The organism is Pseudoalteromonas sp. P1-25 (assembly GCF_001401805.1).
Lineage (GTDB): Bacteria > Pseudomonadota > Gammaproteobacteria > Enterobacterales > Alteromonadaceae > Pseudoalteromonas.
In genome coordinates, this window is sequence record NZ_LKDW01000001.1 from 291,506 (window position 1) to 309,398 (window position 17,893).

Below are 17,893 nucleotides of genomic sequence, written 5' to 3' on the forward strand. Positions count from 1 at the left end.
GTTTAGTCTGTGCTCTTAGTGGCATGGCTCGTAGTTGCGTGTAAGTCTGTTTCACTAATAGTTAGGGGGGTTAGGTGCCAAATATCTTCACTGTATTGGCTTATGGTTCTATCACTTGAAAATATGCCACTTGCGGCCGTATTTAAAATACTCATTTGCGTCCAATGCGTTTGGTCAAGATACGCAGCCTCTACCTGCTTTTGCGCAGCCACGTAGCTTTCAAAGTCATGTGCAACCAACCACGGATCGTGAGGGCTTTTAATTGCATTAATAATGTCGTCAAATAAATTAGGCTCAAACAGATTAAATTGCCCGCTTTCGAGTAACTGCATTACATGGCTCAGGTCGCTGTTTTGCTCTATTAAATGAGAAGGGTTGTAGCGCGATTTAATATCATCTATTTCATGAGCCTGCGCACCAAACAAAAAGAAGTTATCTGCGCCCACAGCGTCTCTAATTTCAATATTCGCCCCATCTAACGTACCAATAGTAAGCGCGCCATTCATCATAAACTTCATGTTACCAGTACCTGATGCTTCTTTACCTGCGGTCGAGACTTGCTCTGATAAATCAGTTGCCGGGCAAATCGTTTCCATTGCGGTTACATTATAATTTGGCAAAAACGCAACTCGTAAGTATGGTGCTGCAAGTGGGTCTTTATTAATAACCTCAGCGACATTATTAATGAGCTTAATTATTTTTTTAGCCATGTAATAACCAGGCGCTGCTTTACCTCCTAACAGCACACAACGTGGTACTAAGTTTGTTGTATCGCCACGGCGTATACGCTCATATAAATGAATAACATGCAGCACATTTAATAGCTGGCGTTTGTATTCGTGAATACGTTTAACTTGTACGTCAAACATCATCTCTACATCAAAATCAACACCACAGCGCTCTTTCACTAAATCGACGAGGCGTTGTTTGTTTTCGCGTTTAACATTTTGCCATTGCTGATGAAACGCCCCGTCGTCGAAGTAGCGACGTAATTGGCTAATATTTGCAAAATTGCTAACCCATTTTGAGCCAATTTTTTCTGTAATTAACGTGCTCAAGGCCGGGTTGCAGTGTGCTAACCAACGCCTTGGCGTAACCCCATTGGTTTTATTATTAAACTTATTAGGCCAAAGCTCATAAAAGGTTTTAAATAGGCCTTCTTTTAAAAGTTGAGTATGTAGTGCGGCCACACCATTTACCGAATAGCTACCCACAATGGCTAAATATGCCATGCGTATTTGCGGCACGTCGCCTTCTTCAATTAACGACAGCGCACGCTGTTTACTTGCATCACCAGGCCAATGCTGAGCCACTTGGGCTAAAAAGCGGGCATTTATTTCATAAATAATTTCTAAAATTCGCGGCAATAGTTTTGCAAAAAGTGGCACCGACCATTTTTCTAATGCCTCTGGCAATAATGTGTGGTTAGTGTATGCCATTGTGCGGGTTGTAATTTCCCACGCGTTATCCCAATCAAGCTCGTAGTCATCAACCAAAATGCGCATTAACTCTGCCACGGCAATACTTGGGTGGGTATCATTTAATTGAAATACATGATGTGTAGCAAAATCACTAAAGTCTTCGCCGTACTGCTCAACCCATTGCGATACAATATCTTGAATACTCGCTGATGATAAAAAGTACTGTTGGCGCAACCTAAGCTCTTTACCATTTTCACTGCTGTCATTTGGGTAAAGCACCATTGTGATTTGTTCTGCTAAGTTTTTTTGCGCCACCGCTTCTGAATAACTCCCTGCATTAAACTCGGTTAAGTTAAATTCGTCGGTCGCTTCTGATTTCCATAACCTTAGCGTATTAACAATGTCGTTTTTATAACCAGGGATAGGCACATCATAGGGCACGGCTAAAACATCATGACAACCAACCCACTGGCGGTGTTCTCGCCCATGTTTGTCGGTATAACTTTGTACGTGCCCGAAAAACTTCACTCGTTGTGATTGCTCAGGGGCGGCAAGCTCCCACGGGTGCCCCTCACGAAGCCAGTTATCGGGTTGCTCAACTTGATGGCCATTTTTTAATGACTGGTTAAACATGCCGTATTCGTAGCGAATACCGTAACCCACCACGGGAAGCGCAAGGCTTGCACAGCTATCTAAAAAACAGGCAGCTAAACGTCCAAGGCCACCATTACCTAGCCCTGCATCGTGCTCTGCTTGGGCTACAGTTTCTATAGTGGTGCAATATTCTTGTAGAGCACTGGAGACTTGCTCGTCTAAATCTAAGTTTAAAATGGCATTGCCAAGTGCCCTACCCATTAAAAACTCTAACGATAAGTAAGCTGTTTTGCGGCGTTTTTCTTGCTTGATTTGTTGTTTGGTTTCTCTGCAACGAGCAACAAGCCGATCTCTAATTGTCAGCGCGAGCGCATGATATAAATACAGTTGCGACTCACCGACTTTGTCACGTCCTAAACTGTAATAAAAGTGCCGAGTTAAATCATCTTTTAAAGTGCTTTCATCAATTACAGGGCCTTCTTGCCACCCTTTTACCACACACACATTTTCGTCTTGCTTAGACATGACCTTCGTCCTCTAAATTTGCACTAAAAACCCAGCTGCTTTGTGCTGAAATTTCGACTATTGCATCCTCTTTACTGCTTAGCGATGCGTTATGTACACTTGATAAAACCATCTCCCATTGCGCCGCGATAGGCGATGGGGGTAACTTACAAAAAACTGTTTTTTTACTCGGATTTAAAATGATTAATAAGGCGTATTTATTTTGCTTATCTAACAAGCTATACATTAAAAACTGGCGCTGTGGCTCATGCCAATGCTCGTTAGTCATTTTTACGCCTTGCTCGGTAAACCATTTAACTGTAAAGCGCTCGTCAATATCTTCTGAAAATACACTGTGTTTAAACGCGCTGTGACCACGCCTTATTTTTAGTGCATCGTCAATAAAACGGGTAAGTGAGTGATTTAGCTGCGAGTCTTTCCATGCCAACCAACTGGTGCGGTTATTTTGACAATACGCATTATTATTACCTCCCTGCGAGTGGCCCATTTCACTGCCTGAGGCAATCATAGGTACTCCTTTTGAGAGTATTAGCGTAAGTAAAAAATTCTTTTGTTGTTGCAGTCTTAAGGCAATAATTTTGGCATCATTAGTAAATCCCTCAACACCACAATTGGTTGAATGATTAGCGCTATGGCCATCGCGATTTTGCTCACCATTTGCTTCATTATGTTTGTGCTCATAACTGACTAAATCGGCAAGCGTAAAACCATCGTGGCTGGTAATAAAGTTAATACTATTAAGCGGCCCGCGCTGGCTGTGTTCAAAAATATCAAATGAGCCATGAATACGCTTTGCCACATTGGCTATAACGCCTTCTTCGCTTTGCCAAAATCGGCGTATTACATCTCTGTACTGATCATTCCACTCTCGCCACGGGGAGGGAAATGCGCCAAGTTGGTAGCCACCGGGCCCTATATCCCAGGGCTCACTAATAAGCTTTACACGGCTTAATACAGGGTCTTGCTCAATTGCTTGAAAAAACGCATGGGCGGTATTAAAACCATGGGCATTCCTGCCTAAAATAGTAGCTAAATCAAACCTAAAGCCGTCGACTCCCATTATTTGTACCCAATAACGCAAGCTATCTAGTACCAGCTTTAAAGTTTTAGGGTGGTCAATATTAATGGTGTTACCACAGCCTGTATCGTTTATATACACCTGTGGCTTGTCAGCAACCGTACGATAATAAGCAAGGTTATCTAGTCCTCTGAGCGATAAAATCGGCCCATCGGCGCCCGCTTCTGCGGTGTGGTTATAAACCACATCTAAAATAACCTCTATATCCGCTTTATGAAGCTCGCTAACCATGCGCTTAAATTCGTTAATATCATCGTCAACTAAATAATCTTTATGGGGAGTAAAAAAATTGAGTGTGTTGTAGCCCCAATAATTTTGCAGCCCTTTTGCCGTTAAAAACTGCTCACTTATAAAGGCATGCACAGGGAGTAGCTCAAGTGCAGTAACCCCTAAATTATGCAAATGCTCAATAAAGCTAGGGTGGCTTAAACCTAAAAACTTGCCTTGCAAATTTTTAGGAATATTAGGGTGCCGGCACGTGGCACCTTTTACGTGGCACTCATAAATAACGGTATTAGACCAGCTATGGTTTGGCTTTTTATGTTTATAAGGCTGGCTATTAATAACCCGTGATTTAGGTATATCAATGGCATTATTAACGGTGCTTTTAGTGCCAATAGGCATTTGCCCATAATGGCGCTCACTCCATGTAAATTCGCCAAATAAATCTTTTGCATAAGGGTCAATCAGCAACTTGTGCTCGTTAAACAACAGGCCTTTTTCAGGACTGTACTCACCTTCAATGCGATAACCATATAATGCGCCTTCGGCTAAAGGCACAACATGGGCTGTCCATATACCGCCTTCGTTGATATGCATGGTTACTTTTAATATTTCAGAGTGACCACTTTTATCAAATAAACATACATAAGCTTGTGTTGCTTTAGGCGCATACAAGCTAAAGTTAACGCCGCCACTGCAAATAGTTGCGCCAAGTGGCTGTGGTTGCCCATGTGAAACCTCAAATCGATTACTCATCTTCAACCTTTTGTAAATAAATCGTCGTTAACCCGCCCATTGCAATTTTAATACTATGCGAAAAGCCATGAGCACTTGCCTTAAAGCTACTAACCGTATCGTTGTTGTTTGCTGTTGCTTTAATGCCTGAGCCAAAGAAAGCGTCATCATCGGTGTTTAAAATAACCTTGTATTTACCGGCTGCGGGTACCCCAATTTCATACTCTTGGTAAGAAACAGGCGTAAAGTTTGCCACTACGACAATAAAGTCGTGGGCATTTTTAGCATAACGTACAAAACTAAATATACTTTGCGCGTTATTGTTATTATCTATCCATTCAAAACCCGCAGGGCTTGAGTCGAGTTCATATAGTGCAGGTGACTTTACATAAACAGTATTGAGCGCTTGTACAGTGTTTTGCATACCGCGGTGGCTTTTATGCTCTAGCAAGTGCCAATCAATAGAATGATTGTGATCCCACTCTTTTCGCTGTGCTATTTCGCCGCCCATAAACAGCAGTTTTTTACCTGGATGCGCCCACATAAATGCATAATACGCACGCAAATTGGCAAATTTTTGCCAATCATCACCGGGCATTTTTTCTATTAAAGAGCCTTTACCATGTACGACTTCATCATGGCTTAGCGGTAAAATGTAATTTTCGCTAAATGCGTATACCATAGAAAACGTCATTTCGTGATGGTGGTGCTGCCTATAAAGTGGGTCATATTTCATGTAATGCAGGCTGTCGTTCATCCACCCCATATTCCATTTGTAGCCAAAACCTAAGCCATTGTGATCAACACTTTGAGTAACGCCCGGCCATGCAGTAGACTCTTCAGCCACCATCATAATACCCGGATTATTTTTATAACTGCGCAGATTTACTTGCTTTAGGCACTCAATAGCGCCTAAGTTTTCTCGCCCACCATAACAATTAGCAACCCATTGCCCTTCTTTGCGGCTGTAGTCTAAATAAAGCATGGAAGCCACCGCATCTACGCGCAGTCCATCAAGGCCAAATTGCTCTAGCCAATACATCGCATTAGAGATTAAAAAGCTTTTCACCTCCGGGCGGTCGTAATTATAAATATAGGTATTCCAATCGGGATGAAAGCCCTGTCGAATATCGGCATGTTCAAATAAATGCGTGCCATCAAAGTGATGTAATCCATGCGGATCACTAGGAAAATGCCCAGGCACCCAATCAAGTAGCACACCTAAGTTTGCTTTGTGGCACTGCTGAACAAAGTATTTAAAACTGCTGTAATCACCAAAGCGACTAGTTGGTGCAAATAACCCCACCGGCTGATAACCCCACGAGCCATCAAATGGGTATTCACTTATTGGCATTAATTGAATATGCGTAAAGCCCATTTCAAGCGTGTAATTAACCAATTTGTCGGCAAGCTCGCTATAGCTTAAATAGCGGTTTTCTTCAGCCCTTTGCCATGAGCCTAAGTGCACTTCGTAAATACTTATGGGCGCGTCTATATGGTTACGCTTTTGACGATTTTTAAGCTCGCTATCGCTCAGCATAATAGCCGCCGCTTGCTGTTGTAACACACTGGCCGTGCCTGGTGCTTGTTGCATTTTAAAGGCAAACGGATCTGCTTTTTCAAGTACATCGCCTTGCTGTGTCACAATAGAAAATTTATAACATGTATCGGGCTGAAGCCCTGCGATAAAAATCTCCCACACACCACACGCAGGATGAAAACGCATATAGTGACGATTAGCTTGCCAAAGGTTAAATTCCCCAATAACAGATACACTGGCTGCATTAGGCGCCCACACACAAAAACGCACTCCATCAACCCCTTGTTGGTTAATAAAGTGTGCACCTAAATGTTTATATGCATGCTCTAAACTGCCTTCGTTAAATAAGTACATTGCATCCGTATCTAGGCTGCTTGCAAAGCTATATTCATCGTAAAAACATAGTGTTGAATTTTCATATTCAACGTTACACTTATAAGGCTGCGCGGGCATTTCGTTGCTTGTTGCTATAAATAAATCGCTGTGGTTGTAACGCTTTGCAATAACTTTTTTATCATTAATAAAAATACTTACACTTTTCGCTGCGGGTAAATACACGCGTATTTCGTAACCATTTTTATAAGCATGCGCCCCTAAAAAACTAAAAGGGTCTTTGAACCTGCCGCCTTGGAGTGCCCTAACCTGCTCGTCGTAACGGGTTTGTAATGAATCCTTTGGTGCAGTACTACTCATATTCTTTCCTTATTGAATTAACAGCAGCCAAGGTACTGGCATTATGTTTAAAAATGTCGTCACATGAGTGCGTTAAAACACGGCGCCAATTTGGGTATTCGGTATCAGTACCGGGTATATTCACCGGATACGTTTGTTTATCTAAATCATCAAGCTGAAGTGCAAATAAACGGCTATCACTATGTGCAAGTGCTTTAGCTAGTTCACCATACACACACATAGCATCGCTAGATTCGTTAAGTTGCTCTATGCTATGTAATCGTATAAAACGAAGTAAGCGCTGTTTTTCATGGTGTCGTTCTTGCAATTGTTGTTGGTACTGCTGCTCATCAATAAGTTGATACTGGCGTTTAATATCTAAATCATCTGTTTGCCACCAGCCGCAAAATGGCGGAACGTCATGATTGGCTATCATAATTAAACAATGCTTAGGTAATTGCTCTAATGGCAAAAACTCACCATCATGTTGTTTTTCAAAATAAAATAAGCTATTTGAATAAATACCGCTTGTTGCAAGTGCGTGTTTAACCTCGGGTGGGACTATGCCTAAATCTTCTCCTATTACTATGCACTGATTAAGGTGAGACTCTATTTTTAAAATAGCCAATAAGTGCTCGAAAGGGTAATAAACATAACAACCATCTTGTGCGTGGTTATTTTCAAAACACCACCATAAACGCCTGAGTGCCATAACGTGATCAATTCGCAAACCGCCAACGCCTTGCATGTTTGCGCGAATAAGTGAGCGATAAAACGCAAAGTGATCATTTTTTAATTGTTGTGGGTTAAGCGCAGGCAGCCCCCAATTTTGCCCTGCTTCTGCCCAAGGGTCTGGGGGAGCGCCAACATTAGCATTATCGCTAAAAAGTGATTGCTGTGATTGATACTCAATACCATCTCCTGCACAGCCAACAGCAAGGTCATTAATTAAACCTATTGCCATGCCTTTACTTAAACAGTGCTGCTGGCAATGCCTTAATTGTAGTTTAGCCTGCCATTGTAAGTAGTAATCAAAGGTAGGATTGGCTGAATTGAGCGTAGTTAAGGTCTGGGCGTTTTGTTTGCAAAACTGTGCAAACTCATCGCGCCGCGAAGCACTGGCATGTGCTTCAAAATGACTAAATAGCGCATTAAATAATGCATATTTAACTGTGCTTACTTTTTCATAATTTATAAACTGCTGATTGCTGTTTAAAAGCGCTTTTACCTCATCACTGTGTAATAAAGCATTCAACTGCGGATTATTTTTACTATCAGCTGATAGTTCAACAGAAATATACAGAGGATTTAATAACGCACGGCTATTAGGGCTATAAGGGCTGGCCCGCTCACTTTGCTGTGCAAATAGCAAGTGTAGTGGGTTGAGTAATATGTAGTCCATGTGATGCTGTGCACATAAATCACATAGCGCTAGTAAATCATTAAAATCCCCTACGCCAAGGCCTGCTTTGTTTTTAACTGTGTATAACTGCAGCGAAAGCCCAGTGCGCTTAGTGTCATCTACTTGAAAAACTTTTTCTGGGGTAGCCCACAATTGAATCTCTTTGCTTTGCGCTCCAACACTAACAAGCGCCTGATGATAACCTACCGGTATAGCTCCTAAAGGCACTGCCACTTCAATATAACGTACGCCATGTGCATAATAATCGCCGGTAATGGTTAAATTATGTAAGTTAGTGCGCTCATAAGTTACATTTAATTTTGGCAGCGTTATAACAACAGGTAAATCAAGTTGGCGCTCATCTATGCGAATATAAAAAAGATTATCAGTTAAATTCACTAAGCTAGTATCGGGTGCTAACTCAAGCCAAGGCGCCACATCCAATTGGTAATTAAGCTGTGCAATATGGTGTTCATCATCAGTATTTATACCACAACACTGTAAGGCACGTATGCGCGTGTCTTCGCTAAATATAACCTGCTCACCCGTGTATTTAGTAAATTCATAACCAATACCGTGCAGATAAAACAACTGCGAAAGTGCGTCCATTTACTCGCCTTAATTTATGCGTTGAGTGTTCACTATGCTATTTTCTGTGCCAAATGTATTAGGTAGGTAGTCATCTGCTTGGTGGTCGTTATCCCAAGTATCGCCATTAATTAAATAACGAAAATGAAACTGCTGATCAACGGGCAAACGCTGCTTATATTTAAAGACCCCGTCTTTTTTATTAAATTTCATAGGCACTGGCTGCCAATCGGTAAATTCGCCTAGTAAACTTACTTGCTCTGCATCTGGGTGGGTAAACTCAAAGGTAACTTCTGCTTCATCTTTAGTTTTAAAAAAACGTTTATTCAACATAGTAGGCTCCAACTAATCCAAAATGGGTACTTAATCTTTGCCACAGGGCCGATACAACACTTCAAAAGGCGATGTGGGTGCTTTTAAACAACATCAAACACAGGTAATTTAATCAAACTTTTATTTACGCATTATTACAGTGCAAAAAAGTTTTTAAACCGCACAAAAAAAGTGCGGTTAGGCTAATAAACCTGGCTTTTTAATGAGTAAATAAAGTACAGCAAGTATTAAACCAACTTAATCATTTTAAATATAAGGAGGTGTTAGCAAAAAAATGACACAAAGGCCCACACCAACCTATAAATTTCTTTCGTTGTCACTGTCCTTAAGTAATAATACACAGCATCTTATGTCTCTGAAATACCATAAATTTCATGTTGAAAAAAAGCATTCTATTTACTACCGTAGTTGTATTTATTGCATTAGCCTCCTTTGTAAGCCTTTCTGCATATACGCTTTATAGTAAAAAGCAATTATCAGTTGACCCAAAATTAAAAGAAATTTCAGGCATAGAGTTTGATAAAAAAAAGCGTTTGTGGGCGATTAATGATGGCGGCGACGACCCAAAACTTTATCGTCTAGGTCAAGATGGCGCTATTGAAAAAGAAATCCTTGTCACTAATGCTAAAAATATTGATTGGGAGGACATGACGCAAAATAAATTTGGTCATTTTTTCTTAGGTGATTTTGGCAATAATAAAAACGATAGGAAATGGTTAACTATTTATAAAATAGAAAACCCTATTGATATAAAAACACAGACCACCGAAGCCGAAATTATCAAATTTACCTACCCAGAAATGGACGGCACGCCTATTACACCTAATAAACGCAACTTTGATTTAGAGGCCTTTGTAGAGTACAAACGCCATTTATATTTATTTACCAAAAACAGAACCGAACCTTTCGATGGGATTACCAATGTTTATAAAGTAGGCGATCATGCAGCTAATTTTGATGCGCAGTTAATTGATTCATTTAAAACATGTACAACTCTTGAAAAGCTATGCTGGATAACCTCCGCTGCGCTTAGCCCAGACAGGACTAAACTAGTACTTCTGGATTCTACCAGTATTTGGCTATTCGAAAATTTTAAAGGCGACAAATTTTTTTCTGGGGATGTATCTCGAATCGATTTAGGTATTGTTACGCAAAAAGAAGCGATTACCTTTTATGACGATAATACCCTTATATTTACTGATGAGGAATTTAAAGGGCTTGTGGGAGGAAATGCTTACGTTATTAAACTAGATGAAGCAGAAAAAACCATTATCAAACAAGTCACCAAGCCAATATCTATAGTAGCTCAATAGCCATGAATACCTTATTAAACATATCATGGGGTGTTTAATAAGGTACTGTTTAAGGTTTAATTTAATACGTTATTATTAAATGAGTGCAGTGCTTTTTCTACATCAACACCCAAAATAATAACGCCAATATGTTCACCTTTTGTATTTTTTATCGGTAAACTCAAGTGCACCTGAAAATGATGTGTTGATGCATCGTACTCAACACTATCAAAGCGATAATCTAAATCCTGCTGGTATAGGAGACTAAATTCCTTCTCATCACCTTGCCAATAATCACTGGTGGCTTTGCTTATTGCCGCATTTTTACCTTGCTTATCTGTCACTATGGTTTCTGTCACTATACCATTGAACTGCATTTGCCATTGTTGTAAAAATAATGACGCGTCAGTTACTAGCATTTTTTTAGCTATGCCATGTTGATGTGTTTTTACTTCTTTAACCCAAAGGTCATCGGTTTTTTCAAGCTCTTGATTAGACAAATTAATATGGTTGCTTTGTTCAACTGCATCGCTAATTATTGGCTCTAATAGCAGTGTATTGATGGAATCTAATAGTTTATTTAGTATTTGAACCTGTTCAGCCTGTGATAAGTAAAAAGGCGCTGGTGCACACTGAGGTATTGTTTCATCGAATTTTTCTAAAAAAGAAGCATGCGTATTTATAAGCTTATTTGCGGCAAATACACCTAGCGGCACATAGCGATAAAACGAACGTTGATACACAGAGGCATCAATACCTAAGTTATCAGCGGCATTGTTAAAATCATCTAAATCAAGTAATACTTTATCTACTCGATGATGATGAAGCACATTCACTATTTCCTCTAACGAATTTACTTCAAGTAGTGAGGTTATATTTTGTGTTTTAAACCAATTAGCTTGATAGCTTCCATGTACTACACCATAACGTAGTTTTTTGGGATCTTTATTTACGCTTTCAGGGTGAGTAAACCAGTACCAATTTTCTAAATAAATAGGTGATGACAACTTACCATACTGGCTCATTTCAGAAGTTAAGTGCGTTGTAAAATACCCATCTAATCGCCCTAACTTTACCTCCCTGCGTGCTCTAAGCCAAGGCAGAGATTGCAATTCAAAAGGCATATTCATGTTATGTAAAATACACTCTACTTGTTCAACCGCATTATCGGGTGTTGTAAGCGATACATTGGTACCAAACTTTAACGGTTCAGCTAAAGTCAAAAGTGCAAAAAATAACGTTGTGGGCATAATCCATTGCTAAATAATTATGTTAATTACACCAAGTATAGTAAGGCTTCGAAAAAATACCTAACTGAGTTAAAATTAAATATAGTTAAATCAGCAGGTAACCTGAAGACTAAATAAATCAAAACTTTAACGCTTAAATTTTGTTTCTAAAATCACTGACGATGTTGTGCGCTCTACCCCGTCTAAATTACCTATATCATCGAGTAAGTGACTTAACTTCTCTAAATTTTGCGCTTGTACAACGGCAATTAAATCGAACTCGCCGCTTATTGCATAAAGCTGAGAAATCGCATCAATTTGTTTAAGCTCTAAGTTAGTTTTAGTGGTGAGTTTTTGCATCACCTTAATAGATACATGAGCCGACACCATACTGCTTAAATAGTCTTCACCGTAGTCAACGCTATATCCTTTTATTACACCTGTTTCCTCAAGCTTTAACATTCTGCTTTGCACGGTAGAGCGTGATAAATTAAGCATGCGTGCTAAGTCAGAAATACTGGCTCTTGCATTTTTTTTTAAAATTGAAAGTAGCTTTTCGTCTTGTGAAGTTATCATATTGCTTATTAATTTCGTTATTTTGACTTTTATTGTAATCAATTTTCACAAAATAGCACTGCAAATTTAACCTATAACCTTCGATAATAACCATCAATAACAAAAATTACCTAGCTGAGAAAACGCTAACGTTTTTATTTTGCTAATCTTTATTCAATTTTTACAATTTTTAGGTGTACATAATGCAAGTAACAAGAGACTTATTTAACGATGTAATGGTGCCAAACTACAATCCGTCGGCAGTTATTCCTGTGCGCGGCGAAGGGTCACGTGTGTGGGATCAAAATAACAATGAGTTTATTGATTTTGCAGGCGGTATTGCCGTTAATTGTTTAGGCCACTGTCACCCAGCGCTTGTGTCTGCATTAAAAGAGCAAGGCGAGAAAATTTGGCACTTATCAAATGTAATGACTAACGAGCCTGCCCTGCGTTTAGCACAAAAAATGGTTGAAGCGACGTTTGCAGACAAAGTGTACTTTGCAAACTCAGGTGCAGAAGCCAACGAAGCGGCTCTTAAGCTTGCTCGTCGGTTTGCACTAGACGAACACGGCGAAGAAAAATCACAAATCATTGCGTTTAACAAAGGCTTTCACGGCCGCACATTTTTTACCGTAACAGTGGGCGGACAAGCAGCTTACTCTGATGGCTTTGGCCCTAAACCTGGCGACATTATGCATTGTGATTACAACGATATTGCAGCATTTGAAGCACTTATTAGTGATAAAACATGTGCCGTAATGATGGAGCCCCTACAAGGTGAAGGCGGTATTATTTCACCAACAGATGAATTTGCTAAAAAAGTACGCGAGTTATGTACTAAGCACAATGCACTGCTTATTTTTGATGAAGTGCAAACAGGCGTTGGCCGCACGGGTGATTTATACGCATACGAAGGCTTAGGCGTAGTGCCTGATATTTTAACTACGGCTAAAGCGTTAGGCGGTGGTTTTCCAATTGGCGCTATGATCACGCGTACTCATATCGCAGAGCACTTAAAAGTAGGTACTCATGGCTCTACGTATGGTGGTAACCCACTTGCCTGTGCAGTAGCAGAAGCTCCCTTTGATACAGTAAACACACCTGATGTATTAAATGGCGTTAAAGAGCGCGAGCAGTTATTCCGCGATGGTTTAAACGCTATTAACGAAAAATACAACGTATTCAGTGAAGTACGTGGTAAAGGTTTACTTATTGGTGCGGTATTAAACGATAAGTTTGAAGGCCGTGCCCGTGACTTTTTAGTTGCTAGTACTAACAATGGCTTAATGAATCTAGTAGCTGGCATGAACGTGATTCGTTTTACCCCATCTTTAGTTATTCCAGTTGAAGATATTAAAGAAGGCCTAGCACGCTTTGAAAAAGCAGTAAGCGACGTAGTAAACGGCTAATTTACATAGGCGCGCCGCAAGGCGCGCTGTTGGAGAAAGTAATAAATGCAAGTATTACGTCCTATTACAACAAAAGACTTTGCTGCACTTAAGCAGATTGCAATTGAATCAGGCCATGGGTTTACCTCACTACCTGTCGATGACCAGTTATTAAATGATAAAATAGCGCGCGCAGAAAAAAGCTTTGCAAAAAATATCAATCAACCACTTGATGAAAGCTACCTATTTGTTCTAGAAGACAGTGAAACAGGTGAGGTCATAGGCACAACCGCCATAGAAGCCGCAGTGGGCTTATCGGTGCCGCTGTATCATTATCATTTAGGTAAAACAGTACACCACTCGCCTACACTGAATGTTTATAACACCGTTGATATTTTAAGCATGTGCAACGATTACACCGGATGCTCTGAAATATGTACTTTGTTTTTACGCGAAAACAGCCGAAAAGGGTTAACGGGCCGCTTTTTATCTCGCTCACGCTTTTTATTTATGGCGCAGCACAGCGAACGCTTTGCCGATACCGTGATTGCTGAAATGCGCGGTGTAAGTGACGAAGACGGCCATTCACCGTTTTGGCAGTGGTTGCAAGAGCACTTTTTTAGTATTGAATTTCCACAAGCTGATCACTTAGTGGGGCTTGGCGATAAGGTATTTATTAGTGAGCTAATGCCTAAATACCCTATTTACGTCAATTTATTAAGTAACAAAGCTCAAGCGGTAATTGGTAACGTGCATGAAAAAACTAAACCCGCACTCAAGCTGCTTGAAAAAGAGGGATTTGAGCATCGTGGCTATGTTGATTTATTCGATGCAGGGCCAACCGTAGAGGCAAAGCTTGGTAATATTCGTAGCATTCGTGAATCTCAAGTATGCCCTATTACAATTGGTGAGCTCGAGCATATTAGCCAACACAGCTCAGATACACTTGCCGTTTGCAACCAAGGCGTAAGTGGATTCAGAGCTACCTTTACCCAGCACGCCCACTATAACCACGCTAAACACACCTTAGTAATAAGCCAAGAAGTGGCTAATGCCCTTAATTTATCCCAAGGAGATGCAGCGCGTTTTTTCCGCCTGTAAAACATATATGAACACACATCTTATAAATAACCAATGGCATACAGGCCAAGGCCCCGCTTTTAGCTCTGTTAACCCAAGTAACGGCGAAGTTGTATGGCAAGGTAATGGCGCAACCGCAGATCAAGTAGATACTGCAATCAATGCAGCTAGAGCCGCACAAATACAATGGGCAGATACACCAATTGAGTCGCGCATAACCATACTTGAAAACTTTGTCGCACAGTTAAAAGAACATAGCGAAGAATTTGCAGCCATTATAGCGCGCGAAACCGGCAAGCCACTTTGGGAAACACGCACAGAAATAGGCGCTATGACTGGTAAAGTAGCCATTTCAATCAAAGCCTATAATGAGCGCACCGGTACAACAGAAAACCCAATGCCCGGAGCTAAAGCCTTTATACGCCATAAACCACACGGCGTTGTGGCTATATTTGGGCCATATAACTTTCCTGGACATTTACCTAATGGCCATATAGTTCCGGCTATTTTAGCGGGTAACACCGTGGTATTTAAACCGTCTGAGTTAACCCCTCACGTTGCTGAATTTACTTTATCACTTTGGTTAAAAGCGGGTTTACCAGAAGGTGTTATTAATTTAGTGCAAGGTGAAATAGAAACAGGTAAAGCACTTGCTTCGCATCAAAACATAGACGGCTTATTTTTTACTGGCAGCTCTAACACAGGTCATTTATTACATAAACAGTTTGCAGGTCACCCAGGTAAAATATTAGCGCTTGAAATGGGCGGTAATAACCCATTAATAATTAAAGATGTAGCCGATGTAAGCGCTGCAGCTCACGATATTATTCAATCGGGCTTTATTACTTCTGGCCAGCGCTGTACCTGTGCGCGCCGCGTGTTTATTGAGAATTCAACCAATGGCGATGCTATTTTAGAAAAACTTATTAGCGCAACAAAAAACATTGTTGTTGATGACAGTTTTGCAACTGACCAGCCATTTATGGGTGCCATGATCAGTGAAAAAGCCGCACTGGGTATGGTTGCAGCGCAGGCTGACCTAGTTAAACAAGGCGCTGAGATACTTGTTGAGCTTAAGCAGCTTAAAGCAGGCACAGGGTTTGTAAGCCCAGGTATTATTGATGTAACTAACATCACCAACATGGTCGATGAAGAACACTTTGGCCCGCTTATAAAAGTGTACCGCTACAACGATTTTGACAGCGCAATAGCAGAGGCTAATAATACCAGCTTTGGTTTATCTGCAGGCTTACTTGGCGATAACGAAGATGATTACAACTACTTTTTAAAGCGCATTCGTGCCGGCATTGTCAATTGGAACCGCCCTATTACGGGTGCTTCTAGTGCTGCACCGTTTGGCGGCATTGGCGCAAGTGGTAACCACAGAGCAAGTGCGTATTATGCTGCTGATTACTGCGCTTACCCTGTCGCATCAGTTGAAGCCGATAAGGTAAACCTGCCACAAACTTTAGCGCCAGGCTTAGTAATTGAATAAGTGAATAACCCAATTTAAGGATTTAACATGCACACCAACGTAAATACATTATTTGACAACCTATGGGATAACTATTTAGCTGTTACCCCATCGGCAGATAAAATTCATGACCTTCTGGGCTCAACGCAAAAAGATGACATTATTAACGACCATATTGCGCTGCGTACCTTTAATATTGAAAAAGTAGGCCTAGAAAAGCTAGCTGCTCACTTTTTAGCGCTTGGTTACACAGAGTGTGGCGAATACCACTTTGAAGCTAAAAAGTTATACGCTAAACATTATGAGCATAGCGACCCAAAACAACCTAAAGTATTTATTTCTGAGCTATTAGTTGAAAAGTGTTCACCAGAGTTACAAGCCATTGTGACAGATATGGTTGCGCAAATTGATGAAAACGCAGTCACTGCCAATAACTTTTTATATTCAGGCACCCATTGGCAAGTAAGTAGCGACACTTACAAACAGTTACTCGCTGAAAGCGAGTACGCAGCGTGGATGTCGGCATGGGGTTACCGTGCAAATCATTTTACTGTAAATATTAATATGCTTGCTAAGTTTGATAACATTCATGATGTTAATCAGGCGCTTAAAAATGCAGGCTTTGCGCTTAATACATCTGGCGGCGAAGTAAAAGGCTCACCAGAGGTGTTACTAGAGCAATCATCAACCCTTGCAGACGATTACGCTGTCACCTTTAGCGACGGCGAACTGCGCATCCCTAGCTGTTTTTATGAGTTTGCCATTAGGTACCCTAAAGCTGATGGCGAGCTTTACACAGGGTTTGTGGCAGCCTCTGCTGATAAAATTTTTGAAAGCACTAATGCGCGATAAATTAAGGCATGCCTTAATGTTTTAACTTAAAAAAAGCCCGTTTGGGCTTTTTTTTATGACAAAAATATTTAGAACATTTACACTAAGTTTTATGCCTGTATTTACTAAATTTTTGATTATCTTGCATGTACTGCTTTTATTACCATTGAGCCATGCAAACGAACCCCTTACATTACTCTCAAGAGCGAATGCGTCTACTGATGGCTTTTTAAACTCAGATAAAACGTTCGAAAGCCTGCTTAACCACACAATTGATACTAAATTGCAGTGGACCAATCAAGCCCGTTTAATTAAGCGACTTATGGGCACTGAAGCAGTATGCAGTTACGATATTATAAAAACGCCCGAGCGTGAAAAACATATTTTATTCTCAGATATACCCACCACAATTTACGAGCAGCGAAAAATATATGCTTTTAAACGCACTTTACAAAGCTTTCCTGAACGAGTCCATGTAGCCCAATTACTAGAAAAGGATTTTACTCTTGCCGTAGACTCGGGAACGAGCTATCAAAAACTTGAGCCAATTTTAACAAAGTATAAAGACCAAATTGCGGCGATAAGCTCAGAAGATACCAGCTCTCAATTGCCTCAACTTCTCATTCATAACAGAATAGACATGATTGTTGATTACGAGGTTAACGTACTTGATGCACTCACCTCTGAGCAGTTAAAACAAATTGATAGCCGAGAAATAGCTGAATTTCCAGAATTTGTTAATGGCTACTTTGCATGTAGTAAGACAGAGCTTAGCGAAAAAGTAATAAAAACCATCAATATTTTAATGATCACCCCCGAGATTTATGACCGCTTACAAAAAAGTTTACAGCAAGCCTATAGTGCTGATACATCTAGCGCTATGATGCTTGCTTACTCTCAAGAGCACGTATACTTAACAGCTGATGAGTAAAAT

Annotated in this window: 13 protein-coding genes; 6 read left to right on the top strand and 7 right to left on the bottom strand. The window is 40.5% G+C overall.

Features of this window, described 5'->3' with window-relative positions; genetic code table 11:
* Positions 1 to 2: 2 nt before the first annotated feature.
* The 5 genes from AN393_RS01345 to AN393_RS01365 are packed head-to-tail and all read right to left on the bottom strand — an operon-like array spanning position 3 to position 9,110.
* Positions 3 to 2,540, bottom strand: coding sequence for a glycogen/starch/alpha-glucan phosphorylase (locus AN393_RS01345; RefSeq protein ID WP_055013690.1), 2,538 nt, complete (start codon positions 2,538 to 2,540; stop codon positions 3 to 5).
* Positions 2,533 to 4,596, bottom strand: coding sequence for a glycogen debranching protein GlgX (gene glgX, locus AN393_RS01350; protein WP_055013691.1), 2,064 nt, complete (start codon positions 4,594 to 4,596; stop codon positions 2,533 to 2,535). Before glgX ends, AN393_RS01345 begins: the two co-directional genes overlap by 8 nt.
* Positions 4,589 to 6,808, bottom strand: a complete 2,220-nt coding sequence (gene glgB, locus AN393_RS01355; protein WP_055013692.1) for a 1,4-alpha-glucan branching protein GlgB — start codon at positions 6,806 to 6,808, stop codon at positions 4,589 to 4,591. The genes glgX and glgB overlap by 8 nt, the downstream gene beginning before the upstream one ends.
* Positions 6,801 to 8,798 (bottom strand): 4-alpha-glucanotransferase, encoded by a 1,998-nt coding sequence (gene malQ, locus AN393_RS01360; RefSeq protein WP_055017122.1) that lies wholly within the window; start codon positions 8,796 to 8,798, stop codon positions 6,801 to 6,803. Before malQ ends, glgB begins: the two co-directional genes overlap by 8 nt.
* A gap of 9 nt (positions 8,799 to 8,807) precedes the next feature.
* On the bottom strand, positions 8,808 to 9,110 hold the full coding sequence (locus AN393_RS01365; RefSeq protein ID WP_055013694.1) for an isoamylase early set domain-containing protein: 303 nt from the start codon (positions 9,108 to 9,110) through the stop codon (positions 8,808 to 8,810).
* A gap of 374 nt (positions 9,111 to 9,484) precedes the next feature.
* Between AN393_RS01365 and AN393_RS01370 the strand changes: the two genes are divergently transcribed.
* A complete protein-coding gene (locus tag AN393_RS01370; RefSeq protein WP_055013695.1) occupies positions 9,485 to 10,423 on the top strand; it encodes a hypothetical protein in 939 nt (312 codons plus the stop codon).
* Positions 10,424 to 10,479: 56 nt separating this feature from the next.
* On the opposite strand, the gene AN393_RS01375 is transcribed toward AN393_RS01370, so the two are convergent.
* Together AN393_RS01375 and AN393_RS01380 are read right to left on the bottom strand one after the other, a co-directional pair.
* On the bottom strand, positions 10,480 to 11,652 hold the full coding sequence (locus AN393_RS01375; RefSeq protein WP_055013696.1) for a cellulose-binding family II protein: 1,173 nt from the start codon (positions 11,650 to 11,652) through the stop codon (positions 10,480 to 10,482).
* A gap of 126 nt (positions 11,653 to 11,778) precedes the next feature.
* Entirely contained in the window at positions 11,779 to 12,207 is a 429-nt protein-coding gene (locus AN393_RS01380) for an Lrp/AsnC family transcriptional regulator (protein ID WP_055013697.1), read from the bottom strand.
* A 182-nt stretch (positions 12,208 to 12,389) separates the two neighbouring features.
* Between AN393_RS01380 and AN393_RS01385 the strand changes: the two genes are divergently transcribed.
* The 5 genes from AN393_RS01385 to AN393_RS01405 are packed head-to-tail and all read left to right on the top strand — an operon-like array spanning position 12,390 to position 17,890.
* On the top strand, positions 12,390 to 13,595 hold the full coding sequence (locus tag AN393_RS01385; RefSeq protein WP_055017123.1) for an aspartate aminotransferase family protein: 1,206 nt from the start codon (positions 12,390 to 12,392) through the stop codon (positions 13,593 to 13,595).
* 45 nt (positions 13,596 to 13,640) lie between these two features.
* Positions 13,641 to 14,675 carry an arginine N-succinyltransferase gene (gene astA, locus AN393_RS01390; protein WP_055013699.1) on the top strand — a complete coding sequence of 345 codons (1,035 nt, stop codon included), beginning with the start codon at positions 13,641 to 13,643 and terminating at the stop codon, positions 14,673 to 14,675.
* A gap of 7 nt (positions 14,676 to 14,682) precedes the next feature.
* Positions 14,683 to 16,149, top strand: a complete 1,467-nt coding sequence (gene astD, locus AN393_RS01395) for a succinylglutamate-semialdehyde dehydrogenase (protein WP_055013700.1) — start codon at positions 14,683 to 14,685, stop codon at positions 16,147 to 16,149.
* 27 nt (positions 16,150 to 16,176) lie between these two features.
* Positions 16,177 to 16,980 (top strand): DUF1338 domain-containing protein, encoded by an 804-nt coding sequence (locus AN393_RS01400; protein WP_055013701.1) that lies wholly within the window; start codon positions 16,177 to 16,179, stop codon positions 16,978 to 16,980.
* A 55-nt stretch (positions 16,981 to 17,035) separates the two neighbouring features.
* Positions 17,036 to 17,890 (top strand): transporter substrate-binding domain-containing protein, encoded by an 855-nt coding sequence (locus AN393_RS01405; protein ID WP_055017124.1) that lies wholly within the window; start codon positions 17,036 to 17,038, stop codon positions 17,888 to 17,890.
* The last annotated feature ends 3 nt before the right edge of the window (positions 17,891 to 17,893 follow it).